The sequence below is a fragment of the Pseudoalteromonas sp. JC28 genome (assembly GCF_013319255.1).
In the GTDB taxonomy this organism is placed as follows: domain Bacteria; phylum Pseudomonadota; class Gammaproteobacteria; order Enterobacterales; family Alteromonadaceae; genus Pseudoalteromonas.
On sequence record NZ_QOKX01000007.1, the window covers coordinates 468,845 to 494,214 of the forward strand.

Annotated in this window: 26 protein-coding genes; 15 read left to right on the forward strand and 11 right to left on the reverse strand. The window is 44.1% G+C overall.

Annotated features, from left to right (window positions below; all coding sequences use genetic code 11):
• The first annotated feature begins 125 nt into the window (after nucleotides 1–125).
• Together DS891_RS17530 and DS891_RS17535 are read left to right on the forward strand one after the other, a co-directional pair.
• Nucleotides 126–1,478 carry a DegQ family serine endoprotease gene (locus tag DS891_RS17530; RefSeq protein ID WP_102055985.1) on the forward strand — a complete coding sequence of 451 codons (1,353 nt, stop codon included), beginning with the start codon at nucleotides 126–128 and terminating at the stop codon, nucleotides 1,476–1,478.
• A gap of 102 nt (nucleotides 1,479–1,580) precedes the next feature.
• Nucleotides 1,581–2,660: a trypsin-like peptidase domain-containing protein gene (locus DS891_RS17535; protein ID WP_174170496.1), complete on the forward strand. Its 1,080-nt coding sequence runs from the start codon at nucleotides 1,581–1,583 to the stop codon at nucleotides 2,658–2,660.
• A 68-nt stretch (nucleotides 2,661–2,728) separates the two neighbouring features.
• Here DS891_RS17535 and murA read toward each other — a convergent pair whose 3' ends face one another.
• Genes murA through DS891_RS17570 form a run of 7 tightly spaced genes read right to left on the reverse strand, consistent with a single transcriptional unit; the run spans nucleotide 2,729 to nucleotide 7,385 of the window.
• Nucleotides 2,729–3,988 carry a UDP-N-acetylglucosamine 1-carboxyvinyltransferase gene (murA, locus tag DS891_RS17540; protein ID WP_010376684.1) on the reverse strand — a complete coding sequence of 420 codons (1,260 nt, stop codon included), beginning with the start codon at nucleotides 3,986–3,988 and terminating at the stop codon, nucleotides 2,729–2,731.
• A 12-nt stretch (nucleotides 3,989–4,000) separates the two neighbouring features.
• Nucleotides 4,001–4,258: a BolA family protein gene (locus DS891_RS17545; protein WP_010605927.1), complete on the reverse strand. Its 258-nt coding sequence runs from the start codon at nucleotides 4,256–4,258 to the stop codon at nucleotides 4,001–4,003.
• Nucleotides 4,259–4,263: 5 nt separating this feature from the next.
• The gene (locus DS891_RS17550; RefSeq protein ID WP_010376680.1) at nucleotides 4,264–4,569 is read right to left on the reverse strand and encodes a lipid asymmetry maintenance protein MlaB; all 306 of its coding nucleotides are present in this window, start codon (nucleotides 4,567–4,569) and stop codon (nucleotides 4,264–4,266) included.
• Nucleotides 4,556–5,242, reverse strand: a complete 687-nt coding sequence (locus DS891_RS17555; protein ID WP_010605928.1) for a phospholipid-binding protein MlaC — start codon at nucleotides 5,240–5,242, stop codon at nucleotides 4,556–4,558. Before DS891_RS17555 ends, DS891_RS17550 begins: the two co-directional genes overlap by 14 nt.
• 2 nt (nucleotides 5,243–5,244) lie before the next feature.
• Nucleotides 5,245–5,790 carry an outer membrane lipid asymmetry maintenance protein MlaD gene (mlaD, locus tag DS891_RS17560; protein WP_010376676.1) on the reverse strand — a complete coding sequence of 182 codons (546 nt, stop codon included), beginning with the start codon at nucleotides 5,788–5,790 and terminating at the stop codon, nucleotides 5,245–5,247.
• A gap of 12 nt (nucleotides 5,791–5,802) precedes the next feature.
• A complete protein-coding gene (gene mlaE / locus DS891_RS17565; RefSeq protein ID WP_010376675.1) occupies nucleotides 5,803–6,582 on the reverse strand; it encodes a lipid asymmetry maintenance ABC transporter permease subunit MlaE in 780 nt (259 codons plus the stop codon).
• A gap of 2 nt (nucleotides 6,583–6,584) precedes the next feature.
• Complete coding sequence (locus tag DS891_RS17570; protein ID WP_010376674.1) at nucleotides 6,585–7,385, reverse strand: ATP-binding cassette domain-containing protein; 801 nt, start codon at nucleotides 7,383–7,385, stop codon at nucleotides 6,585–6,587.
• A gap of 174 nt (nucleotides 7,386–7,559) precedes the next feature.
• Here DS891_RS17570 and DS891_RS17575 point away from each other — a divergent pair, with 174 nt between their 5' ends.
• The 12 genes from DS891_RS17575 to mgtE all read left to right on the forward strand — a co-directional run bounded on the left by DS891_RS17575 (nucleotide 7,560) and on the right by mgtE (nucleotide 17,019).
• Nucleotides 7,560–8,519: a calcium/sodium antiporter gene (locus DS891_RS17575; protein WP_010605929.1), complete on the forward strand. Its 960-nt coding sequence runs from the start codon at nucleotides 7,560–7,562 to the stop codon at nucleotides 8,517–8,519.
• Between the two features lie 9 nt (nucleotides 8,520–8,528).
• Nucleotides 8,529–9,500 carry a KpsF/GutQ family sugar-phosphate isomerase gene (locus DS891_RS17580; RefSeq protein WP_010605930.1) on the forward strand — a complete coding sequence of 324 codons (972 nt, stop codon included), beginning with the start codon at nucleotides 8,529–8,531 and terminating at the stop codon, nucleotides 9,498–9,500.
• On the forward strand, nucleotides 9,500–10,051 hold the full coding sequence (kdsC, locus tag DS891_RS17585) for a 3-deoxy-manno-octulosonate-8-phosphatase KdsC (protein WP_010605931.1): 552 nt from the start codon (nucleotides 9,500–9,502) through the stop codon (nucleotides 10,049–10,051). Before DS891_RS17580 ends, kdsC begins: the two co-directional genes overlap by 1 nt.
• Nucleotides 10,048–10,602, forward strand: coding sequence for an LPS export ABC transporter periplasmic protein LptC (gene lptC, locus DS891_RS17590; RefSeq protein WP_010605932.1), 555 nt, complete (start codon nucleotides 10,048–10,050; stop codon nucleotides 10,600–10,602). Before kdsC ends, lptC begins: the two co-directional genes overlap by 4 nt.
• On the forward strand, nucleotides 10,592–11,134 hold the full coding sequence (gene lptA / locus DS891_RS17595) for a lipopolysaccharide transport periplasmic protein LptA (RefSeq protein WP_010605933.1): 543 nt from the start codon (nucleotides 10,592–10,594) through the stop codon (nucleotides 11,132–11,134). Before lptC ends, lptA begins: the two co-directional genes overlap by 11 nt.
• A complete protein-coding gene (lptB, locus tag DS891_RS17600) occupies nucleotides 11,134–11,859 on the forward strand; it encodes an LPS export ABC transporter ATP-binding protein (protein ID WP_010605934.1) in 726 nt (241 codons plus the stop codon). The genes lptA and lptB overlap by 1 nt, the downstream gene beginning before the upstream one ends.
• Nucleotides 11,860–11,905: 46 nt before the next feature.
• A complete protein-coding gene (locus DS891_RS17605) occupies nucleotides 11,906–13,405 on the forward strand; it encodes an RNA polymerase factor sigma-54 (RefSeq protein WP_102055981.1) in 1,500 nt (499 codons plus the stop codon).
• Nucleotides 13,406–13,434: 29 nt separating this feature from the next.
• Entirely contained in the window at nucleotides 13,435–13,722 is a 288-nt protein-coding gene (hpf, locus tag DS891_RS17610) for a ribosome hibernation promoting factor (protein ID WP_010376661.1), read from the forward strand.
• Between the two features lies 1 nt (nucleotide 13,723).
• A complete protein-coding gene (ptsN, locus tag DS891_RS17615; protein ID WP_010605936.1) occupies nucleotides 13,724–14,182 on the forward strand; it encodes a PTS IIA-like nitrogen regulatory protein PtsN in 459 nt (152 codons plus the stop codon).
• The gene (rapZ, locus tag DS891_RS17620; RefSeq protein WP_010605937.1) at nucleotides 14,175–15,041 is read left to right on the forward strand and encodes an RNase adapter RapZ; all 867 of its coding nucleotides are present in this window, start codon (nucleotides 14,175–14,177) and stop codon (nucleotides 15,039–15,041) included. Before ptsN ends, rapZ begins: the two co-directional genes overlap by 8 nt.
• Nucleotides 15,042–15,311 carry an HPr family phosphocarrier protein gene (locus DS891_RS17625; RefSeq protein WP_010376658.1) on the forward strand — a complete coding sequence of 90 codons (270 nt, stop codon included), beginning with the start codon at nucleotides 15,042–15,044 and terminating at the stop codon, nucleotides 15,309–15,311.
• A 349-nt stretch (nucleotides 15,312–15,660) separates the two neighbouring features.
• Nucleotides 15,661–17,019, forward strand: a complete 1,359-nt coding sequence (gene mgtE / locus DS891_RS17630) for a magnesium transporter (protein ID WP_174170497.1) — start codon at nucleotides 15,661–15,663, stop codon at nucleotides 17,017–17,019.
• Nucleotides 17,020–17,086: 67 nt separating this feature from the next.
• Here the strand turns inward: mgtE and pmbA are convergent, their stop codons facing one another.
• The gene (pmbA, locus tag DS891_RS17635) at nucleotides 17,087–18,436 is read right to left on the reverse strand and encodes a metalloprotease PmbA (protein WP_174170498.1); all 1,350 of its coding nucleotides are present in this window, start codon (nucleotides 18,434–18,436) and stop codon (nucleotides 17,087–17,089) included.
• A gap of 136 nt (nucleotides 18,437–18,572) precedes the next feature.
• On the opposite strand from pmbA, the gene yjgA reads away from it, so the two are divergent.
• Nucleotides 18,573–19,091 carry a ribosome biogenesis factor YjgA gene (yjgA, locus tag DS891_RS17640; RefSeq protein WP_174170499.1) on the forward strand — a complete coding sequence of 173 codons (519 nt, stop codon included), beginning with the start codon at nucleotides 18,573–18,575 and terminating at the stop codon, nucleotides 19,089–19,091.
• Nucleotides 19,092–19,183: 92 nt separating this feature from the next.
• On the opposite strand, the gene tldD is transcribed toward yjgA, so the two are convergent.
• Genes tldD through DS891_RS17655 form a run of 3 tightly spaced genes read right to left on the reverse strand, consistent with a single transcriptional unit; the run spans nucleotide 19,184 to nucleotide 25,357 of the window.
• A complete protein-coding gene (gene tldD, locus DS891_RS17645) occupies nucleotides 19,184–20,623 on the reverse strand; it encodes a metalloprotease TldD (protein ID WP_174170500.1) in 1,440 nt (479 codons plus the stop codon).
• Nucleotides 20,620–21,435, reverse strand: coding sequence for a carbon-nitrogen hydrolase family protein (locus DS891_RS17650; RefSeq protein ID WP_174170501.1), 816 nt, complete (start codon nucleotides 21,433–21,435; stop codon nucleotides 20,620–20,622). Before DS891_RS17650 ends, tldD begins: the two co-directional genes overlap by 4 nt.
• On the reverse strand, nucleotides 21,428–25,357 hold the full coding sequence (locus DS891_RS17655) for a YhdP family protein (protein WP_174170502.1): 3,930 nt from the start codon (nucleotides 25,355–25,357) through the stop codon (nucleotides 21,428–21,430). Before DS891_RS17655 ends, DS891_RS17650 begins: the two co-directional genes overlap by 8 nt.
• Between the last annotated feature and the right edge of the window lie 13 nt (nucleotides 25,358–25,370).

Here is a 25,370-nt window from a genome sequence, read left to right on the forward strand (position 1 = left end):
GCCGCGACCAAAACACACTCAGAAGAACAAAAATCAAACAGCAAAGGTCAACAGGCCCTAATAAGAGGCTAGTTATCAGCCTCTTATGACTTATATTAACGCTAATAGCGGAGTACTTCACGACTATGAAATTTAAACTATCTTTGTTATCGGCCGCTTTACTTTCTTCTAGCTTATTGCTGTTACCGCAGCAAAGCATGGCCAAACTTCCTGTTGCCGTAGACGGCCAGCAATTACCAACGCTAGCACCTATGCTAGAAAAGGTCGCCCCGGGCGTTGTTAGTATCCAAGTAAAAGGTGCTAAAGAAGTGCGTCGCCGTGTCGACCCTTTCGACTTTTTCTTTGGACAACCGCAGCCTCGTAGCCAAAAGCGCCCTTTTAGCGGCCTCGGCTCAGGTGTCATCATCGATGCAGATAAAGGTTATGTCGTTACAAACAATCACGTTATTGATGATGCAGACGAAATGCTTGTCACCTTAAAGGATGGCAGAGAGTTTGAAGCTAAATTAATCGGTAGCGACGCCGAATCCGATATCGCATTACTACAAATCGACGGCGAAGACCTAACAGAAATCAAACTCGCTAATTCAGACAAGTTGAGAGTAGGTGATTTTTCCGTTGCTATTGGTAACCCATTTGGATTAAGTCATACCGTCACCTCAGGAATAATCAGTGCACTAGGCCGTAGCGGCTTAAATATCGAAGGCTATGAAGACTTTATCCAAACAGATGCGGCAATCAACCAAGGTAACTCAGGTGGTGCGCTAGTTAACTTAAACGGCGAACTCATTGGTATTAACACTGCTATTTTAGGCGCGTCTGGCGGTAATGTCGGGATCGGCTTTGCTATTCCATCAAACATGATGAAAAACCTAGTGGATCAAATTGTTGAGTACGGAGAAGTTCGTCGCGGTTCATTGGGTATTTTGGGTCGTACTTTAGATGCTGGTCTTGCTAAAGCACAAGGCTTTGATGTCAAGCGCGGTGCTTATGTCATGCGCGTGGTGGAAGATTCAGCAGCGGACAAAGCGGGTCTGAAAGCCAATGATGTCATTGTCAGCCTCAACGGCGACGACATTGAAAGCTTTAATGAACTCCACGGTAAAGTGGCTACCATGGGTGAAGGTCGTGAGGTACGACTTGGTGTCTACCGTGATGGCAAAACCAAGTTTATCGACGTAGAGCTTGGTGGTAAGCAAGAAGAACAGGCGAATGCAGAGGATGTACATCCAAACCTACGAGGCGCGGTACTAGAGAGTGGCGAGCGCAATGGCAATGAAGGTGTCGTCATTACCTCAGTAGAGCCTCGCTCACCAGCTGCACGTGTTGGCCTTGAAGAAGGCGATGTGATCATGCAAGTGAATCGCCAACGTGTCACTAGCGTTAAAGAGATGTCTAAACTAATTAATGGTATTAAAGGCAATATCGTACTAGGGATTAAACGCGATCGCGAGACGGTTTTCTACCTCATTCAGTAACGAAATCGACAAATATTAAAAATGAAACACAGCGAAACTTGTCGCTGTGTTTTTTTTTGTGTCATTATTAGCAGTATTAGATAACGATAAATATAAGCTCTTGTGTTCAAATTAATTAAATTCATTTTTCCACCGCTGCTTGCCGGACTTGGGATCGCTTTTATCATCATTTGGTTTAATCCTGAGCTGAGGGATAACTTGCCAAAACTTGAGGCCCCACATATTCAGGCCCATCATATGAGTTTTGCTGATGCTGTAGAAAAAACGGCTCCAGCGGTCGTAACGATTTTTTCCGAGGGCTTTAGCAATCAGCCAAGATACCAGCGCCAAAATACGGTTAGAGAGCTTGGCTCTGGTGTTATTATGAGCCGAGATGGTTACATACTGACAAACTATCATGTGGTGAACAATGCCGACCAAATCATTGTACTTCTTCCTGATGGCCGCCAATATAGCGATACGCAACTGATAGGCTATGACACCATCACCGATTTAGCTTTATTAAAAATTCCAGCCGAGAATTTGCCTGTCATTCCTATCGATCACGACTACTCACCACGTGTTGGGGATGTGGTGCTCGCAATTGGTAATCCGTTGAACATTGGACAAACCATTACGCAAGGCATTATCAGTGCAACAGGCAAACAGACACTCACGGAAAGCCAATTCAATAATTTGCTGCAAATGGATGCCGCGATTAATGTTGGTAACTCAGGTGGTGCCGTTGTCAATTCTAATGGCGCACTAGTTGGCATTACCTCTGCACAATTTCGCACACGTTTGAATATTGATATCCAAGGTATCTCTTTTGCGATCCCTTATGATCTTGCACTGGACGTGATGCATAAACTTATTATGGATGGCAGAGTGATCCGGGGCTATCTCGGCTTTAGAGGCACGCCAGTTGATAATACAGGTAAAAGTGTAACGGATCTCTACACACCAATTGTCGGCCTTGCTGTGAGCGAATTAGACCCGCTAGGTCCCGCATGGCAAGCTGGCATGAAAGAGCATGATATTGTGGTTAAAGTAGGTGGAGAGCCTGTGACTAATCCGCAAAGTACACTGAAGACGATAGGCAATACCGCGCCTGGCACTAAACTCGAATTTGAAGTACTCAGAGGTGGTCAGCGCCTCACTATTACGGTGGAAGTCGCTGAACTCGAAACAGGGTTATATTAGGCAAAAAGGTTAAGCAAAAAGCGTCCCGGAAGACGCTTTTCGTTTTTTACCAATTTGCTTAATTATGCTCAGGTTTTACGGCGTTTTATATTTGCACCTAAACGGCTTAGCTTATCTTCTATCTTCTGATAACCCCTATCAACGTGATAGATGCGATCTACGATGGTTTCGCCTGTTGCAACAATACCCGTTAGGATAAGACTCGCTGAAGCGCGTAAATCGGTTGCCATTACCTGTGCACCAGATAACGACTCTGTCTCACCACAGATTGCAGTGTTGCCTTCTAAACGAATATTCGCGCCCATACGCTGTAACTCTGGCACATGCATAAAGCGGTTTTCAAAGATAGTTTCTGTGATTGTCGCGCTACCTTCAGCTACCACATTTAATGCGGTAAACTGAGCTTGCATGTCTGTTGGAAAGCCAGGATGTGGCATGGTTTTAATATTAACGGCTTTCAAAGCGCGTTGACGCATATCCACATAAATACTGTCTTCACTTACCTCAACAATAGCATTGGCGGCACGTAGCTTTTCAAGCACAGGTTCAAGACTATGATAATCCGTGTTTTTACATAGTACTTCGCCTTTTGCCATTGCCGCAGCAACCAAAAAGGTCCCTGTTTCGATGCGATCAGGAAGGATTTTATGCTCACAACCATTAAGACGCTCAACGCCTTCTATCTCAATTCGGCTAGAGCCTGCACCATTGATCTTGGCACCCATGGCAACTAAGCATTCAGCTAAGTTAATAATCTCTGGCTCTCGCGCAGCATTATCTATCACAGTTTTACCATCGGCGAGGGTTGCAGCCATCAGTAAGTTTTCAGTAGCACCAACGCTGACGGTTTCCATAAAGATCTCAGCGCCCCGAAGACGACCTTCGGTTACCGCATGGATATAACCATTTTCAACTTTGATCTTGGCGCCCATCTTCTCAAGGCCTGAAATATGCAGATCGACTGGACGAGCACCAATCGCACAGCCTCCCGGTAGGGAAACTTGCGCTTGACCGAATCTTGCGACTAATGGGCCTAACGCGAGTACCGACGCACGCATCTGCTTAACGAGTTCATAAGGTGCAAGCACGCTATTTACCGTTGCTCCGTTGATTTCTAAGATATCGCCGTCCCACTCAACTTCAGCGCCCAGTGTTTTTAATAAGGCTTCAGTGGTACCTATATCGCGTAAGTGCGGTACATTAGAAAAACGGCTTTTACCATCGCCAAGCAGAGCGGCGAATAAAATAGGTAGGGCTGCGTTTTTAGCCCCTGAAATAGTGACTTCACCGGCTAAAGTGGTGCCACCTTGGATAACAAACTGATCCATTGCGGCACTCCGTTATTGTGGAAGAATAAATTTGCGCTCTTTTTGCCATTCATCAGGTGTGAATGCACGAATACTAACAGCATGCATAGTGCCGTCTTTAATAGTATCCATCAGTGGGCCGTAGATCAGCTGTTCTCTTTTCAGCCTTCTTAATCCGTCAAAACACGTTCCAACAGCAATGACTTCGTAGTGACTACCATTAGCTTTGACGATGATCTCGTCAAGCGATAGTGTATCTCTCAATAAAGTTTCGACTTGATTTGTTTCCATTAGACTCACTCAAATAGGGTTGTCACCTGTCCCAACTCCATTAAATTTTGTAGTTGCTCAGGCGTATTTTTCAGCTCGAGACGAATGTCGCGCTGTTTCAATTGACCTAAAGAGTGAATTAACCAAGCTAAGCCCGCGGTGTCAACCCTTGTCACCTCAGAAAGGTTAAAATAGACGGTTGATTGTGCATTTTTCAACACTTGAACGATGGTCGACTGTTTCAGTGCGCTTGGTAAACTCGCTCTCGTAAGCTCACCAGTTAACACGATTTCACCTTTACTTTCGGTGAATGAAATATTAGGCGTCACCATCATCCCCTCTAAATTGCACCGGAAGCTTGCTCTTCTTATCTAACAGTTGGATCACATGTTCAATACCTTGCTGACGCAAAATACCATGTAGCTCCGATTGTTTGGCATCTAGTAAACTAATGCCTTCCGCCATCATGTCAAAAGCACGCCAGTCACCGTCTTGCCCGCGTCTAACTTTAAAATCAATTTTGATATCAGGCTTACCTGATTCTACAATTTTGGTCTTAACAACCACCACAGCCTCATTCTCAAATGGGCGATGCTCACCAAATTCTACCTTTTGGTCTTTATATTGAGTAAATACACCAGCATAAGTCGCTACCAAGTAATTTTTGAATACCTCAATAAACTCTCTAATATGCTCGACAGCAGCGGCTTTCTCCTCTTTACTTTCAATGTTGCGAACCTTTTGAATATAAGAACCTAATACACGATACGCAGCATATTTGTAATCAATGTAAGGCAAGAGCTCTTCTTCTACGATAACGCGTAAGTGTTCTTTGTCTTTTTCAATGATATTTTGCTCTTTCGTAACACGCTGAAAAGTTTGCGCCGCAACTTGCTCTACCATTTTATAAGGATCGCTTGAGTCCACTTCTTTCGCCTGAACCAATGCGGTAGCCATCAATGCTACAAACAAAGTCAGACATTTTGCATAGATGTTTTTTAACATATTTACTCGCTCCCTTGATTAAATAGGAACTGACCAATTAGCTCTTCTAATACCAGTGCCGATTTTGTATCTGTGATCATGTCACCGTCTTTTAGCGCTTTTGTTTCCACACCAAAAAGAGACTCAAGATCAACGCTATCTTCACTCGTTACTTCCTGACCAAGACATTTTTGCTTCGCAGATTCAGCAGCAATAACCGGAGAAATACCTAAATACTGCTCACCTAAAATGCCCGACGTCAAAATCGAAACCGACGACGTATCGGAAAACTGACACTCGTAGTTTTTATCTAAACTCATTGAAACTACTGGCACGAACTCTTGTGGATGGATGTGAATTCCATCAACACGGCCAATCACAACCCCACCCACCTTAATTGGGGCACGAGTTTTCAACGAACCTATATTTTCGAACTTAGCATGCAAAGTGTAAGTTTCACCGTTGCCGCTTAAACCTGAGTTAGCCACCTTTAGCGCCAACATAACAAATGCAGCAATGCCCAATGCCACGAACAACCCAACTAAAATTTCTATTTTCCGTGTATTCATTTTTAAAACCTTTTAACTTGAGAACATAACCGCTGTTAATACAAAGTCAAAGCCAAGTACAGCCAGTGAAGAATGTACTACCGTCTCTGTCGTCGCTTTACTTATTCCTTCTGAAGTAGGAATACAGTCATAGCCTTTGTATAGCGCGATCCAAGTTACTAATAGTGCAAATACGAAACTCTTAATAAGACCATTTAAGATGTCTTGTTGAAACGACACTTGCGATTGCATAATTGACCAGAAGCTACCTGAATCTACGCCTAACCAATCAACACCGACCAAGTGTGCGCCTAAAATAGCGATCGCAGAGAATATCAGTGCGAGTAACGGCATACTAATAAAACCGGCCCAAAAACGAGGGGCAACCACGCGCTTAAGCGGGTCTATCGCCATCATTTCTAAACTAGATAATTGCTCCGTTGCCTTCATCAAACCGATTTCTGCAGTTAACGCACTGCCTGCACGTCCTGCAAATAAGAGTGCGGTTACCACAGGGCCCAGCTCTCTAAGTAAACTCAAAGCAACCAAAGGTCCAAGGCTATCTTCAGCGCCATACCCAACTAACACGGTATAGCCTTGTAATGCCAATACCATGCCGATAAATAAACCAGACACCATGATAATCAACAATGATTGATGACCAACCATGTAAAGTTGCTTTATCAACAGCGGCGTGCCTTTTCGGAAATTAGGTAAGCTACATAGCGCCCCAAAAAGCATTGTTGTGGCACGGCCAAGTGCGGCAAAACGGCTGAGGGTTTTGTGGCCTAGTTTTTGTAAAAAGTCGACCATACTCACTCTCCTTGCAACAGCGCTTGCTGATAATCTGGCGCTTTAAAGTGGAATGGCACAGGACCATCCGCAAGGCCTTGTAAGAACTGCTGCACTAATGGCGATTCGTGTTCAAGCATCTGTTCAGGGGTTCCCGTACCAATCACACCTTGTTCAGCAATAATAACGACGTGGTCAGCAATGCTCAGTACTTCGGTGACATCATGGGTAACTATCAGCGACGATAATCCCAACACTTCATTAAGCGACTTAATCAAGCGAACTAGAACACCCATGGAGATTGGGTCCTGACCTGCAAACGGTTCATCGTACATAATTAATTCAGGATCAAGTGCGATAGAACGCGCTAAAGCCGCACGTCTTGCCATACCGCCAGAGAGCTCTGCCGGCATTAAATCTTTTGCACCACGAAGACCAACCGCTTGAAGCTTCATTAGCACCACTAAACGGATTAGTTCTTCAGATAACTCGGTATGCTCGCGTAGAGGAAATGCCACATTGTCAAACACGCTCATATCGGTAAACAAAGCACCGCTTTGAAATAACATACTCATGCGCGTTCGAGCTTGATACAAAGCTGCTCGTGACATGTTAGGGATACTGTTTCCAGCAAAAAGAATATCACCGCTATCAGGCTTAAGCTGACCACCGATTAAACGCAGCATGGTGGTTTTACCAATGCCGCTCGGCCCCATTATTGCGGTAATTTTGCCTTTTGGTACGGAAAAGCTCATGTTTTTGTAGATGATCCTTTCACCCCGAGAGAAGGTTACATCCTTGATTTCTACAATTGACTGCGACAAGTCGCTCTCCAGATCCAGACTATATTCATCCAAGTATGATACTTTTTTTTCAAACAAGATGGAAAATCGTTTTGGTAAAATTTTGTAAGCAGTGAAATGTAACGGTTTGCTTATACTTTCCAGAGCGCTTTTGGTAGTATCTATCGAAATTTTAATCCTATTGGCTAGAGGTTCATGGTTTTATCGTTTGTTATTCTCATTCTTGGCTTTATTGCACTGGTTTGGAGTGCTGACCGCTTTGTTTTTGGTGCGGCCGCTCTTGCACGAAACTTTGGTGTACCAACATTAATTGTTGGTTTAACTATCGTGGCCATGGGTTCTTCAGCACCAGAAATGATGGTTGCTGCGCAAGCCGCTCTTGCAGATAAAACAGACACCGCCGTGGGCAATGCCATAGGTTCTAACATCGCCAATATCTTACTCGTTTTGGGTCTCACCGCGTTATTAAGGCCACTCTCCGTTGGCTCTGGTATTTTGCGCCGCGAAATGCCGCTGTTAGTCGTCGTTTCATTGGCAGCTTGGTATATCGTTAGTGATAACCACTTTAGTTTCGTAGAAGGTGTTTTGTTATTAGTCGGTTTCGCCGCTTTTCTTCTTGCACTTATCATTATCACCAAGCGTGGTGGTGGAGATAATGATGACCCATTTGTCAGTGAAGCCTGTGAAGAAGTGCCAAATAATATTCCAACTCAAAAAGCTGTTTTCTGGTTAATCGTGGGTATGATTTTACTACCTATTAGCGCAGACTATCTCGTTGGCGCTGCGGTTGATATCGCCAAATATTTTGGCATGAGTGACCTGCTAATAGGATTAACCATTATCGCCGTTGGTACTAGTTTACCCGAGCTTGCTGCTTGTGTTGCTGGCGTACTAAAGAAGGAGGACGATCTAGCGCTTGGCAATATTATTGGTTCGAACATCTTTAATATATTGGCCGTGCTATCCATTGCTGGGATCATTAACCCATCCGTCCTCGACGCCAATATTGCGTCACGTGATATATTTATTATGCTTGGCGCGACACTGCTGCTTATCCTAATGAGCCTCAGCTTAACAGGTCAGCGCCGCATCAACCGCTTGGAAGGTGGCATACTTGTCGCAAGCTTCGTCGGTTATATTTACTACATCATTTAAGGAAGCCTTGTGACAACGAACCCATTTATTGATTCTGCAAATCAAGTTTTTGCTACCGAACTTGCAGCAATAGAAGAAGTGCAACAGTTTGTTGATCAGCAATTTGTAAAAGCCTGTGAAATTATGTTTGGCTGTCAAGGTCGCATCATCGTGATTGGCATGGGTAAGTCCGGCCACATCGGTAACAAAATCGCAGCGACACTCGCAAGTACTGGCAGCCCCGCATTTTTTGTTCATCCAGGTGAAGCAAGTCACGGCGACTTAGGTATGATCACCAAAGATGATGTGGTACTGATGATCTCCAACTCAGGGGAAACCCAAGAGGTGATCTCAATCCTACCTGTAATTAAGCGCTTAGGGGCCCCCGTTATTTCCATGACAGGCAACCCAAGCTCTACAATGGCTCGTAATGCGACGGTTCACCTTTGTGTTAAAGTATCAAAAGAAGCCTGCCCACTAGGACTTGCACCCACGGCCAGCACCACAGCTACGCTAGTGATGGGTGATGCGCTCGCGGTTGCGCTACTTGAAGCCAGAGGCTTTACGGCTGATGATTTTGCACTTTCCCACCCTGGTGGTAGTTTGGGAAGACGTCTACTGCTAACCGTTGCTGATGTCATGCATCAAGGGGATGCAATCCCTATGGTCAATAGTCACTGCACAGTCAAAGAAGCTTTATTTGAAATGTCCGCAAAAAGTTTAGGTATGACGGCAATCGTAGATGAAAGCTCGCAATTACAAGGGATTTTTACCGATGGCGACTTGCGCCGTATTATCGAACAAAAGGTCGATATTCACACCACCCCAATCACGCAAGTGATGACGGCTAAAAGTACGACGGCACGCGCCGATATGCTCGCAGCTGAGGTACTCAATATTATGGAAACCAAACGGATTAACGGCTTGATTGTGGTGAACGAAAACAACATTCCAGTTGGCGCCTTGAATACGCAAGATTTACTTAGAGCGGGGGTGCTGTAATGCAATTTGAAGATTTATATCAGACGATTTCAACTGAAGCTTGGGAAAAAGCAAAACAAATCAAATTATTAATTTGCGATATTGATGGCGTATTCTCAGATGGCCGTATATACCTTGGTAACAATGGTGAAGAACTGAAAGCATTTAATACCAAAGACGGGTTTGGTATTAAGGCCTTGATTGATAGTGGTATCGAAGTCGCCGTTATCACAGGTAGACATTCACAAATAGTTCAGCAACGCATGACTAGTTTAAATGTAACTTATATTTACCAAGGTCAAGAAAACAAGTTAGTGGCATATGATGAACTGAAGACTAAGCTCAACCTTAATGATGACGAAATTGCATATATTGGTGATGATGGCCCAGATCTACCCGTAATGGAACGAGTTGGTTTTGCCGTTGCCGTCAATGATGCACATCCTCTTGTTAAACATATCGCCCATTACACGACCTTGATGCCAGGTGGCTTTGGTGCCGTGAGAGAACTAACTGATCTTCTAATGCTCAGCCAAAATCACTTATTGACTTCCAAAGGATCAAGTACATGACCGTATTGCGTGTCATCTTACTCATTGTTTTCGCTTCTTTAATGGTATGGATGTGGTCGCCCATGTTTAATCCATCAGAGGCGGATCCAGCAAAAGAAGATGAACCGTTAGCTAAACCCGATTATGTTGCAACCACGCTTCAGCAAACGACCTATAGTGAAAATGGCTTATTAAACTATCAGGTAACTGCTGATAAGATGGAGTTGTATCAAGATCTTGGCTTTAGTCACTTTGAAAAGCCCATTTTCACCTTATATAACGGTGAACAGAATTGGCAAATAAGCGCATTAGAAGCAACCCTATACGAAAACAACACCTTGATATTAGAGGGCAATGTGTTGGCAAAGAATTTAACGCCTAACGCCATGATCACGGATATCAATGCCGATAATGTAAGAGTTGAAATTAAGCAAAAATTGATGAAGTCGGAACACCCTGTCGTTATCAACGGTCCTAGTCTTAGGATCACAGGTAAAGGACTGCATGCGGATCTACAAAAGCAAGTGATCGAACTCATCAACCACACAAAGACAATTTATTATGACCAGTAAAATCATTAACAAACTAGTTTTCATCGGCTTGCTTGCAAGTTCTACTCTAGCAATTGCTGCAGAACAAAATGAAGTCATTATTGATGCTGGCCGTCAGCAAGCTCAACTGCAAAGCAACATCGGTATTTTTGAACAGAATGTTGTTATTATTCATGGCAACAGAAAGATAAATGCCGATCGCCTAGAGGTCCACCGTCGCGCGGAACTTGGCATTAACAAGCAACTGCTTGTGGCAACTGGCAGCCCTGCCACTTTTAGCGAACGTCAACCCGATGGCAACTTGCTAGAAGCCAAAGCAAATGAAATCCGTTACGACGTAGCGAAGGGAACCCTAGTGATTTCTGGTGATGCTGAAATCAATCAAACTGGGCAAAAAATCAATGCTCAAGTCATCACCTATGACATTGAAAAGCAATTGATCAGCGCTGAGCGCTCAGACCAAGAAGACTCTCGAGTAAGAACCATCCTTGTTCCTGTTGATGACAAAAAAGACGCTAAAGAGAAAAAAGCGCAGGAAGAAGGTAACAATTAATGAGCGAGCTCAAAGCAACTGGTCTAGCAAAGAGTTATAAGGGTCGTCAGGTCGTCAAAAATGTTGGTTTAAGTGTTCAGGCTGGCAGTATTGTAGGCTTATTAGGACCAAATGGTGCAGGTAAAACCACTACGTTCTACATGATTGTAGGGTTAGTACCAAGCGACAAAGGCTATATTCAGATTGATGACGAAGATATCACTTTGTTACCGATGCACAGCCGCGCACGACTTGGTATTGGCTATCTACCGCAAGAGTCTTCAATCTTTAGAAAACTCACGGTCTATCAAAATTTGATGGCGATTTTAGAAACTCGAAAAGACTTATCTAAAGTTGAAAGAGAAGCTGAACTAAACGAGTTACTGGATGAGTTTAATATTCAACACATTCGCGACTCACAGGGCATGGCATTGTCGGGAGGCGAAAGAAGACGAGTCGAAATTGCTCGCGCTTTAGCCGCAAACCCTAAGTTTATCCTGTTAGATGAACCTTTTGCTGGTGTTGATCCTATTTCGGTGTTAGATATAAAGACAATCATAGAGCACCTAAAAAACCGTGGTATCGGTGTGCTTATCACCGATCATAACGTTAGAGAAACACTGGACGTATGTGAAAAAGCCTACATCGTTTCACATGGTGAGTTAATCGCTGCAGGCACGCCAGAACATGTTTTGGCAGATCAAACCGTAAGAGATGTCTACCTAGGCGAACAATTCAAGCTATAGTTAAGACGTAGTATTAATAACTGTTAAAAAGGATTGTTAGAGATACATGAGGCAATCATTACAGCTGCGCATGGGGCAGCAACTTACAATGACTCCGCAACTGCAACAAGCCATTCGCTTGCTGCAGCTTAGTACATTGGATCTGCAACAAGAAATACAAGAAGCATTAGACAGCAATCCATTGTTGGAAGTGGAAGAAGGTGATAATACTGACGGCGAAAACGCTGACCAACACAGCCAAGAAAAGAGCCGTGCTGACGACAATCAAGATTCAGCCGATGAAACGCAGGTTAGTGACTATGAGATAGACTCAGATACCGCCATGAGCAAAGACACTGTGAGCGATGACCTTGCCATGGATGTCACTTGGGACGAGTATATGAGTGCAGCGCCTGCTGCAAGCTCAGGTCCACTTCCCGATGACGATAATGTTTATCAAGGGGAAACCTCTGAATCTCTCCACGATTATCTCATGTGGCAACTCGAACTGACACCATTTAGTCCAACAGATAGAGCTATTGCGATTGCGATTATTGAAGCGGTCGACCTGTCAGGCATTCTAACACTGTCTTGCGAAGACATTTTAGAAAGCATTAATGACGAGAATAGCGAAGAGCCTATTGAGCTAGATGAAGTCGAAGCCGTACTCAAACGCATTCAGCTTTTTGACCCTGTCGGTATCGCAGCGCGTAGTTTACAAGAATGCTTATGCATTCAGCTAAACCAATTCGCCCCAGATACCCCATGGATTGCCGAAACAAAAATGATCCTGACAGAGCATATCGACTTGCTTGCCAGCCGTGACTATCGAACTTTGGCTAAGAAAACGCGCCTTAAAGAAGCCGATCTCAAAGAGGTCATGACGTTAATACATAGCCTTAACCCAAAGCCTGCGGCAAGCATTATTCATGAAGAGCCTGAATATGTGATCCCTGACGTATCGGTGAAAAAAGTAAAAGGTCGTTGGGTCGTAGAGCTAAATCCTGATGCTATGCCTAAAATAAGAGTAAATGACCATTACGCTGCGATGTCTAGAACGGCGAAATCCAGTACGGATAGTCAGTTTATTCGCTCACATTTACAAGAAGCAAAGTGGTTTATTAAAAGCTTAGAAAGCCGAAATGATACTTTATTAAAAGTTACCAATTGCATTGTGCAACAACAACAGGCATTCTTTGAACATGGCCCCGAAGCAATGCGCCCTATGGTGCTAAATGATGTTGCTGAAATGGTTGAGATGCATGAGTCCACAATTTCCCGTGTGACAACACAAAAATACATGCATACACCTCGGGGAATATTTGAGCTGAAGTATTTCTTCTCTAGCCATGTAAGTACGGAAAATGGAGGTGAGTGCTCTTCTACAGCAATTAGAGCACTTATCAAAAAGCTGATAGCTGCAGAGAATACCGCGAAGCCATTGAGTGACAGCAAAATTGCAGATATCTTAGCTGAGCAAGGAATTAAGGTAGCGAGACGTACGATTGCAAAATATCGTGAATCCCTAGCCATTCCACCGTCAAATCAGCGTAAAAGCTTGATATAAGACGTAAAACCCAAGAAGGAAAAATGCTTATGCAACTAAATCTAACTGGTCGCCATGTAGAAATTACTGACTCATTAAGAGACTATGTCACCAACAAGTTTGCGAAGCTAGAAAGGCACTTTGATCATATCAATAATGTGCATGTGATCCTTGATGTCGAGAAACTAGTACAAAAAGCAGAAGCAACATTACACGTAAACGGCGGCGAGCTATTTGCATCAACAGAGCATCAAGATATGTATGCCGCAATTGATGGCCTTATCGACAAGCTAGATCGTCAAGTTATTAAACACAAAGAGAAGCTCACTCGACACTAAGATGAAATTAAGTGAATTAGTGAACAAGGACTGCAGTAAAGCTGCGGTCCTTTTTAATAGCAAAAAACGTATTTTAGAATACATCAGCGAACTGGCTCATAGCCAAATTCCAAATACCAGTCAGCATGCTATCTTGGACGCCTTAATGGCGCGAGAGAAATTAGGCAGCACAGGGATCGGTAAAGGCATTGCCATTCCCCATGGTCGACTTGAAGGTTTGGATAAAATCCTTGCAATGGTGCTTGTCAGCGAGCAAGGGATCCAGTTTGAAGCCATAGATAAGCAGCCTGTCGATATTTTTGTCGCGTTCATCGTACCTGAAGGTGATAATCAACAACACCTGAAGACCTTAGCGGCGATTGCTGATACACTCAAAGACAAGTCTTTTTGCAAAATGCTTAGGCAAGCAAAAAGTGATGATGAGTTATATGCAGTGATCCAAGGTGAACTTGATGAGTGATGAAGAAAAAGGACTCGAGCTTATCATTATCAGTGGCCGCTCAGGCTCTGGTAAATCTGTAGCGCTTCGAGTATTGGAAGACTTAGGCTACTATTGTGTGGATAACATTCCAGTCAATTTGCTGCCGTCTTTAGTCCGCAGTGTTTCGGACAATTATAATAAAATTGCAGTCAGTATTGATGTTAGAAACTTACCTAAAGAACAGGACGAGTTTAATGACATTCTTGAATACTTACCAGGCTTTGCCAAACCTACCCTGTTTTATTTAGACAGTGACGATCAAACCCTGATAAAGCGCTTCTCAGAAACACGACGTTTGCACCCTCTTTCACTGCATAATCTTCCATTAGATGTTGCGATAAAGAAAGAACGGGAATTGTTAGACGTGCTGATCACTCGCGCCGATTTTCTCATTGATACTACAGGCCTGAGCGTTCATCAACTTGCAGAAGATATCCGCGAAAAAATCTTAGGTAAAAAAGACAAACAACTCATTATTACCTTTGAATCTTTCGGCTTTAAACACGGCATCCCAAAACAAGCGGATTACGTTTTTGATGCGCGCTTTTTACCCAACCCACATTGGGAGCCTGAGCTTAAGCCGCTAACTGGCTTAGATCAGCCAGTCAAAGACTATTTGTCGAGTCACAGCATCGTGCAAAAGTTTACTTGGCAGATCCAAACCTTCGTACAAACTTGGTTACCACACTTAGAGCGTAACAATCGCAGTTATCTAACGATCGCAATAGGATGTACAGGTGGGCAACATCGCTCGGTATACTTAGCGCAAACCATTGGTGAACGTTTTGCTAAAACCCATCCCAACGTCAAAATTCGTCACCGAGAGCAAGAGGGTTAAATGTTAGAAGATACGTTTTTAATCCAAAACAAACTCGGCCTGCACGCTCGAGCAGCGACGGTTCTTGCGCAATTAGCAACCCAATTTGATGCCGAAGTGACCTTATATCAAGGAGACAAAAGTGCTGCTGCTGACAGCGTACTAGCGCTGTTGTTACTTGAAAGCAGCCAAGGGAAAGAAGTCCGAGTGGTTTGTGAAGGTCCTGATGCTCAGTATGCACTAGACGCCATTGGCGGACTGATAGAAAATAAGTTTAATGAATCCGAGTAATCGTCAGTAAAACAATAAGGCCTGATTCATTTACTCCCTGCTAATCTCCCCCTCCTCCGTAACCAAAGTGGTCTAATAAGTCTCTCATAATTAAGCGTAAACCTTGGTAGTTCCTAATAAACTGAGTTACACTGTAATACCAATTTAGGTTTCTTTCGTGCAGTAAAGCTAGTTGCCGGAAAATCCTACTTTATCGTTGCGTACACCTTTAACGTGTATTAACGATAGCAACCCACCAGCAGAAACAACACGAATAAAATTCAAATTAAGAAATTGATTTCTGCGATAAAATAAATGAATAGGGTTAACTTAGTCACGTTAGCCACCATTAATATCAAAAAGGATGCCTATGCCTGAAGTATTTGAACAAGACTACACACTGGAACAACTCCAAAAGGTAACTAACGCCTTAAACAGTGGTCAGTTTGTTCAAGTTAGGCGTATGCTCGCAGAAACAGCACCTTGTGACACTGCACTGCTTTTAGAATCATCCCCTCATAAAGTTCGCTCTATGCTGTGGCAGCTTGTTGACCCAGATATCCAAGGGGATGTCTTAGAGGAACTGTCAGAGGACGTAAGACTTGGGATCATCGCCCAGATGGAACCTGAGCTAATCGCCGCCGCTACAGAAGACATGGACGACGATGACCTTGGTGATGTCCTAAGAAGCCTGCCTGATACCGTCTACAAAGACGTTATCGGAGCGATGGATAGCCAAGATAGAGAACGTGCGACACAAGCTTTGTCCTACAAGGAACACTCTGCCGGTGCGCTAATGAGCACCGACACGGTCACTATTCGACCCGATGTTACCTTAGAAGTTGTATTTAGATATCTACGCCTTAAAGGCGAATTGCCAGACGGCACAGATGAGCTATATGTTGTCGATAAAGACAACTGTTTCTTGGGTGCCTTACCAGTCAATACCTTATTAACTAAGTCTCCTGACAGTATGGTTCGAGATTTGATGGATGAAGATAAGGAAACGATCCCTATCTCCATGGATGAGTCTGAAGTGGCGCAGCTTTTTGAGCGTCATAACTGGATCTCAGCTCCCGTCGTTGACGATAACGCCCATTTACTTGGTCGTGTCACCATTGATGACGTTGTTGACGTCATCCGTGAAGATGCCGAGCACAGTTTGTTAAGTATGGCAGGTCTTGAAGATGAAGAAGACACCTTTGCGCCAGTTCTAAAAAGTAGCCAGCGCCGCTCTATTTGGCTTGGGATTAACCTTTTAACCGCCTTGATGGCAGCGTTTGTCGCAAGCTTCTTCGAAGGTACCCTGGATATTTTACCTATTCTCGCGGTGTTAAATGGCATAGTACCAAGTATGGGTGGCGTTGCCGGTAGCCAAACGCTAACCCTAGTTATACGTGGTATTGCCCTTGGTCATATTAACCAAACTAACCAAAAGTTTTTAATGGGTAAAGAGCTGGCGATCGGCGCCTTAAACGGCGTGCTGTGGTCTGTCTTGATCGCTGGAGTTATTGCTATATGGCAGTGGGATTTTACACTCGGTGCTGTAATTGCCTTCGCAATGTTTATGAACTTAGTCGCAGCGGGTATCGCGGGTGCCAGTATTCCAATTATGTTAAAGAAAATGAATATCGATCCAGCGCTAGCTGGTAGTGTGGTACTAACAACCGTTACTGATATCGTAGGGATCTTTGCATTCCTTGGCACCGCAACTTGGTTATTAGTGTAGCAGTAACAGTGTCGAAACGGCGGGAAATGCTGGTTAAAACCAGCATTTCTTGAGCTGAGAGAGGGAGTTATTCGCCCGCTATTTGCATATTATTGAGTAGTATAGAGCCGGTTTGTACTGCGCCTCGGCATTCAATATCAGCGCCAACGCCTTCAATCCCCATAAACATATCTTTTAAATTACCAGCGATAGTAATTTCACTTACAGGATATTGAAGTTCTCCATTTTCGACCCAAAAACCAGCAGCTCCCCTAGAGTAATCACCAGTTACCGTATTAACACCTTGCCCCATAAGTTCAGTGACTAACAAACCAGTGCCCATCGACGCAAGTAGGCTGGTTAAATCGTCGTGTGTTGGTTTTACTAACCAGTTATGGATCCCACCTGCGTGACCTGTCGCTTGCATATTCATTCTACGTGCAGCATAGCTTGCCAATAAGTAAGTATTGAGCACGCCATCTGTGATAATTTCACGGTCGATGGTTTTTACACCTTCGCTATCGAAAGGACTCGAAGCAAGCCCTCTTAATAAATGTGGCTTCTCTTCAATGTTAACGCAGCGATTAAAAATTTGTGTGTCTAAAGAATCCAACAAGAAGCTAGACTTACGATATAGCGCGCCGCCACCAATACCTGACACTAAGTGCCCAAATAAGCTGTTAGCAATATCCGCTCGAAAAATAACAGGCACTTTGCGCGTTGACACCTTACGACTGCCTAATTTTGCAAGCGTTGATTGTGCCGCCTCTAAACCGACTTCTTCAGGGGATTTTAGCTCCGTGTGCACGCGAGATAACGCATATGCAGAGTCCCGTTGCATTTGCTCACCCTCTTTACCAATCACCATGGTGCTCAGGCTGTGTCTGGTACGTGGGAACCCTGCAATTAAGCCATGACTATTGCCATATACACGGATCCCTTGGTGGCTCGATAAGCTCGCGCCATCAGAATTCACGATTCGAGGATCGAATGCTAACGCAGCTTTTTCAGCAGTAATACATTGCTCAATGGCTTCATCAGGAGAAACTTGCCAAGGATGGAAAAGATCTAAATCTGCTGGTGACATCTCTAGCAAGGCTTTATCCGCCACACCATTCCAGGGGTCATCCGAGGTAAATCGAGCAATATCTACGGCCTTTTCAACCACAGAGCGTAAGGCGTCAGGACTCAGATCCGCGGTTGATGCTGAGCCTTTATGATTACCCACATACACGCTGATACCAAGACCACCATCTTGATTAAACTCAATGGTTTCAACCTCTCCCATTCGTGTACTTACAGACAGACCTGAGGTGCTAGACATCGCCGCTTCTGCCGAGGTTGCACCTAGTTTTTTAGCATGCGCTAACACATCGGCAACTGCATTTTTCACATCATCAATTTGATTATATATAGGGTGTTGTTGAGGTTGAGTCATAGATACCTTATCCGCTCGCTCGTCTAACTAAAACATATTAGTTAATATGCTATCACAGCTACTAACTATTGTAGTGATCAATTGTGGTATACTCTAATGTTAGAGACCTTAATATTTACTAGTATAGACAAGACCGATGGCTAAACACGAGCAAACGACCGAAGAAGAGATTATTTACGTTTCAAAAAGCGAGCTTAAGCGCGAAGCGCTTGAGTTGCATGAACTAGGCTGCGAAATTGCAGGGCTTGGCAAGAAGCAGCGTGAGAAGTTACCTCTAACGGACGAGCTTAAAGAGGCCATGACTGTTGCGGATAGGATCCGTGCTAAAACAGATGCTTACCGTCGTCATATGAACTACATTGCCAAGACATTGCGTAGTACTCCAAATGTCGAAGAGATTCAGGCTGCGATGGATTTGATGCTAAATAAGAACAATAAAGCAGACGTATTGCTGAACAAGATTGAGCTTATTCGCGATGAAGTGATTGCCAAAGGAGATAGCAAGATTAATGAGCTATTGGATAAGTATCCTGAACTTGAGCGTCAAAAAATGCGCCAGATGGCGCGCCAAGCAAGTAAAGAAGTAAAAGCTGAGAAGCCAGGCAAAGCCTACAAAGAGCTGTTCCAGTATTTAAAAGAAGCAATTATGCCGTAACGCAGTGTTCTGGTTCTGATACAACATAAAAAGGCGCTGATGCGCCTTTTTGCTTATTACTTTTTGCTTATGAATAGTTATCGCAGGTAGTATTACGCTGTACCACCGACAGTAATTTCGTCAATCTTCAAACTCGGTTGACCGACTCCCACAGGGACGCTTTGACCATCTTTACCACATACCCCAACGCCTCTATCAAGCGCAAGGTCATTGCCTACCATAGAGACCTTTTTCATCACCTCTGGGCCATTGCCTATAAGCGTTGCACCTTTAATTGGTTGGGTTATCTTACCATTCTCAATTAAGTAGGCTTCAGACGCTGAGAATACAAATTTACCGGAGGTAATATCCACTTGACCACCGCCAAAGTTACTAGCAAAAATGCCTTTATCTACGCTACGAATGATCTCTTCTTGACTGTGCTCACCCGCAAGCATGTAGGTATTTGTCATTCTCGGCATCGGCAAATGGGCATAAGACTCACGACGCGCATTACCTGTAGGCGCCACGCCCATTAAGCTCGCGTTTTGCTTATCTTGCATATAGCCTTTCAAAATACCATTTTCAATCAGTACGTTGTATGCCGCTGGCGTACCTTCATCGTCCACATTCAAAGAGCCGCGACGGTCGGCTATTGTGCCATCATCCACCACAGTACAAAGACTCGAAGCGACTTGTTCACCTATTTTGCCACTGAATGCAGAGGCACCTTTACGGTTAAAATCACCTTCTAGGCCATGTCCAACAGCTTCGTGTAACAAAACGCCCGGCCAACCAGAACCGAGCACCACAGGCATCGCACCTGCTGGTGCATCAATGGCTTCAAGATTCACGCGTGCTTGGCGCACAGCTTCTTTGGCAAACTGCATCCATCTCGGTGCACCGTCTACTAACTCTTTAAAGTAACCATAATCTAAACGCGCACCACCACCGGCACTACCACGCTCTCTGCGACCATTTTTCTCAAGGAGTACCGAACAATTTAAACGTATTAACGGGCGAATGTCGGTTGCAAATGTACCGTCGCTTGCGGCAATTAACACTTCTTCATATACCGCAGACAGCGAACTGACCACTTGCTGCGCCTCAGGCGCTAAATCGCGAATGCACTGTTCAAGCTCTCTAAGTAAAGCCACTTTATCCGCATCACTCATGCTGGTAATTGGCTGTGCTGGTTGAAATTGAATGGGTACTTTTACATCGCTAAATACTTGAACTTTACTGCTTTCGCCAGCTTGCGCAATGCTACGCGCAGCTTCTGCTGCTTTGGTTAACGCTTCAATATTGATGGCATCAGAATAACTAAAGCCAGTCTTCTCACCACTCACTGCACGCACACCAACACCACGTTCGATGTTGTAGCTGCCGTCTTTGACTATGCCGTCTTCCAGCACCCAAGTTTCGTGGTAGCTTGATTGAAAATACAGATCGGCATAATTTACTTTGTGCTGATGAATATACTCGAGAGTCTGTGATAATTGCTCACGTGTCAGCTGGCTATTGGTCAGTAAATTCTGCTCTACATTACTCATAAAAACTCACTTTTAAATCGGTTATGATCCGCAACCGGCATTTTTTGCCGGATCGAATCAAGAAACGCACTATCTAGCTGCTGTGAAATAGGTTCTAAATTCGCACCAGAGTCAATTAAGACTTCACCCCAAGGCGATACAATTAAACTGTGACCATAGGTTTCTCGGCCATTTTCATGACAACCAACTTGCGCGGCTGCAACTACATAGCATTGGTTTTCTATCGCCCTCGCCTGTAATAATGGCTGCCAGTGTGCCTTACCCGTTGCACAGGTAAAAGCACTCGGGACTAAAAATAGCTCAGCTCCCTTCGCTCTCATCATTTGGAACAAACCTGGAAAGCGCAGATCATAACACACGCTTAATCCAATTCTGCCAAATGGACTATCCACTACCACGACATCCTGTCCACGCTCTGTTCGCTCAGACTCTCGGTATTGTTTAGTTTTGTCACTCACATCGGCGTCAAACAGATGGATCTTATTATAGCGTGCTACGATTTCGCCACTCGAATCAAATAAGTAACTCGCAGCCAGATATTTATCGCTCTGGCTTGGTATCGCGATGGTACCTGCCGCCAACCAAATGTTATGTTGTTGACAAAGCGCTGAGAGCTCTTGGAGCAGTGCTTCGTTATGCTGCGCATATTCCCAAGCCTGTTGCGCATTGTCGCAAAACGCCAGCCAAGTTTCAGGTAAACACACTAAGGTTGGCTCTTCCACCACTAACTTAACCAGCTGACTTTTAAGGTAATCTATATTTGTTTGGGGTGCTTTAGCCGAGCACATTGGCAATGCAATCACCTTAGCCATTACCACTTTCCTTATTTTGCGACACAAGAGGTTGCTCACTATGCTTAAGTGTAGCACTTGGATGTGATTCTGAATTCATTGCTGGTGCTTCTTTACTGATATTCTCATCAGCTCCATCTGGCATAGCTTCTTCACTAAGAGGCACAACCGGTTTGGGTAACTCAATTTCTTTACTCTTACGATCAACCTCGGTAACCACCGGCTCTTGCATCGTTCCGGTGATTTTAAAATTAATCTCAGAGATCACTCGCGCCGAGTGGATAACCTTATCTAATGCCAGTGCAGCTAACCCCGTCACAGGGTTCACCGCCCATGCCATAATCACAGGTAAGCTCGACGTGACTTGTGGTGCGACGGCTAAATCATAATTAATTTCGTGAGTATTGAGATCGGCATAGCCACGTATCGTTAGATCCGCAGGCACGCCATCGAGCTTTGAATCTTCAGTGATCGCAATACCATTCGTTAGTTGTACCGAACCACTCATACTGTTATAGAAAAAACCTTTAGAAAACACATCTCTAAAGTCCAAGCGTAACTTTCTGATCAAAGAGTCCAAACTCAGCAATGAAAAGACACGTGCTCCTTTGTCGCTTATTTCTGCCAAGTGGCCCTCTCCTAAGCGCCAAGTCAACTCGCCTCCTAGGCTAGGTAAATCCATTTCGTATGGCGCGCCTTGCCAATTGAGGACAAAATCTATGTTGGCGCGGGAGTCTTTAATTGTCGAAGTAATATCAAACTCATCCGTTAGTTCACCAAAGTCATTGCTGTTTAACGCGCCACTTAGCGTCGTTTTACCTTGCTCAAACCGGCCACTGGCATTGAGTTTATGATCTTTTTTGTCAATCACTAACTCTGAAATATTGAGTCTATTACCATCCCCAAACAACGACATATTGACCTGATCTAACTGATATTCATCAACTTTACAGTCACCGCACACAAATTCGGTTGCAGGTAAGCTCAACAACCAATCTAATGAGTGAACGTCTTTTTCCACCGTCTCTTGAGCTTGCGGCTCCGACTTAGGTAAATTTAGACGTAAATAATCACTATTAATGTGAATAGGCCGGCTTGAGTTTGACGCTGGAATAGCCACTTGTGAGCGCATTTCTTTACTATTGATTTTAAGCTGCATCGCGCCGTCAATCGCGGCCATAGTAAAGTCAACATCATGGAAAGGGATCTCAGAGAATGTTACTTTTGAGAAAGAACCATTTACCTGATTCAGTGCTGGTAGAAATGCAGGGTCGGAACCTGAACTTGGCGCTTTGATAATGCGGTTGATCAGTGGTAACCAAGGCAACAGCTCGACTTCTTGTTGTTTGATTGTGATATCAAAACCGGATGCATTTAAGCCTTCATCTTTACTGCCAATTATCAGGTGTGCATTACGCATCGCACCGGATCCATTTTCAACGATGCCATTAAAATACAATTGATTATCTAGGCTTGCCGTAACAAGATTCGAAATATCATCCCCTAATACTGTGCCGCTTAGCAGTTTAGCTTGATCAGCAGGTTTGCCGAATGGATCGGGTAAGTGACTCGCGATCCCCCGTAAGTCACTAGCAAATTTGGCTTTATAGTTAAATCCTGCATTGGCAAAATTAAGGATAAGCTCAGTGCTCAGCACGCTATTGCCTTCAAAGTAGCCGTCAATAATTCCATTTGCGTGCGGTTGCAGTTGCTCAACCCCAGCTTCAAGACTGACCTTGGTCGTGACTTGATAATTTTGCTTATCTCCGCTTCCTGATAAGTCCAACGACAGGGGCATGTCCAGCCACTTAGCGGTCAAATTATTCACTTTGATAGTGTCATCATCGAAGCTAACCACACCTTTCACTTGCTGTAATTGCATCCCAGGCTTTGCCAAAAAAACAGGATTGTTGTCTAGGTAGATGTCACCTTTAGCATGTACGGCACCTGATTTCAGGTCGACGACCAATTGCACATCCCCTTTTGCATCATCTTTACCTTGAACAATATCTAATATATTCGCGAGTGGATCTGCGAGCGGCGTTGCCGCAAAGAAAGGCTGTAGCGTGCTCGCTTCTGTGGAGTGACTAATATCAACAGTCAGCACATCAGCGTGATTTAGATCCGCAATACTCACAATGACACCCTCATCAATACTTTGATTAACAAGTTCTCCACGGTGTGCGTAGATATCCATTCTTTCGTTTTCGAAGTGTAGTGTGACATCCCCTGAAGTAACGCTAGGCCAATCCGGTGCAAAACCAAAAGTAATATCATTCAAACGTGATTTAACTTCAAACTGACCTTGCTTATCAGCGAATGGAAATTGTGAAAGCGCCCCACTCAGTAAGACTTGAGTCTGCAAGTGCTGACCACCTTGGATCCCTGCTTCTAAATAGTCAACTAAGCTTTTACGCATAATACTGACAGGAAAGTACTGTGAAGCGATTTCACCACGCCCACCGAGTAGCTCCGCATATAAATCAAGCCGAGGGTCATCTGATAACTGCAAGGAAAATTCTGTAGCTAACGCTACGTCTTGATTACTAAGCCAAAAGTTGGGACTGGAAACTTGCCAGCCTTGTGCTTGTTGATTGCGAATATAGACATCACCACTGAGCTGCTGGAGCTTAATATTATCTTTGAAGGTCTCTTTGGATAGTAATTCAGTTTGTTCAGCACTTAAATTGAGCCTAACTTGCTCATCAGTCGCACTCACCTCTAATCTGGTACCATAAATTCCCGGGATCCCATGAAATGGCTCAAAAGCTATCTCTTCAATAACTCCCCATGCCGCAAAAGCGTTATTAGTACCAAGACTGAATTTCGCTGCGCTCAGTTGACCATTGGGATTCATGCCATACAGCAAATCTCGTCCAGGGAATTTAGCAAGTTGTGCTAACTCAGCTAAAAAGTTGGCGTTAATATCCTTTAACCAAAAGGTCTTGTTATCTTTATGCCATTTCGCTTCAAATAAAATAGGAGCAAGCGCTTCTAGATTGCGACTAAACTGGATACCACTACTTTGCACCCACCAACCTTGCTGATCTGGCTTTAACAGAAATTGCGCATCGTCTAATACCAATGAGCGCTGATTTTCGTCTTCTTGCCAAGTCAACGTACTGGGTTTGATATCCACTGTAATATCTTGCAACGTACCTTGCTCAAAGCCTAGCCATAGCTGAGCATTGATGTCTGCTTTAAGATCAGGATGTGCTAAGGTGATAAGCTCTTCTAACCAATCGACCGGATTAACCTTATCCGCGGATACATAGATATTCCCCGCCAATTCACGTAGCTTTCGCCCCGACAAAGAAAGACGAGCGTTAAACTGGCCTTGAGAAAACCCAGGTAATGCGATTTCTCCTGCCCCCTCATGTAATGCACTAGAGTTTTGCCACACCAAATCTTTCAATAATAAACTGTGGGTCTTACCACTAGAAAAGGTGATATTAAGACGACTGTTTTGCACCGCAAAATGCCCAACATCACCTAAGAAAAGGCTTTCAATTAATGCTTGCTGCTCAAAAGCACCTTGATCTTGAGCCGCGCTTAATTTGCTCAGATCTATATCGGCCTCAAACCCTTCCAGTACAAAATAGTTAGATGCGATCTGCATTTGTCGTACAGACTCAAATACATTGAGCTGCAAAGAGGTTTTGGCAATATTAATGGAGATTGGCGAGTCTTTATTGTCTTTAAAAGAGAGCGATTCCAACACCAGAGCAGGCCCATTGCCTTCCCAACTCGCACTGATCTGGCCAATACTAATATCAACATTCAGTTGCTTTTGGATCAGCGCTTCGATGTTACTTCTATAATCATTAACATAGGGCAAGGCGTACTTCAGCGCAGACACCAGCACCGCGAGTGTCACTAAAGTGATCGCAAATATTTGCCACGCTTTACGCAGGCAGAAAAAACAGACGGCCTTAGCCTGCATGTACCGCTACCCT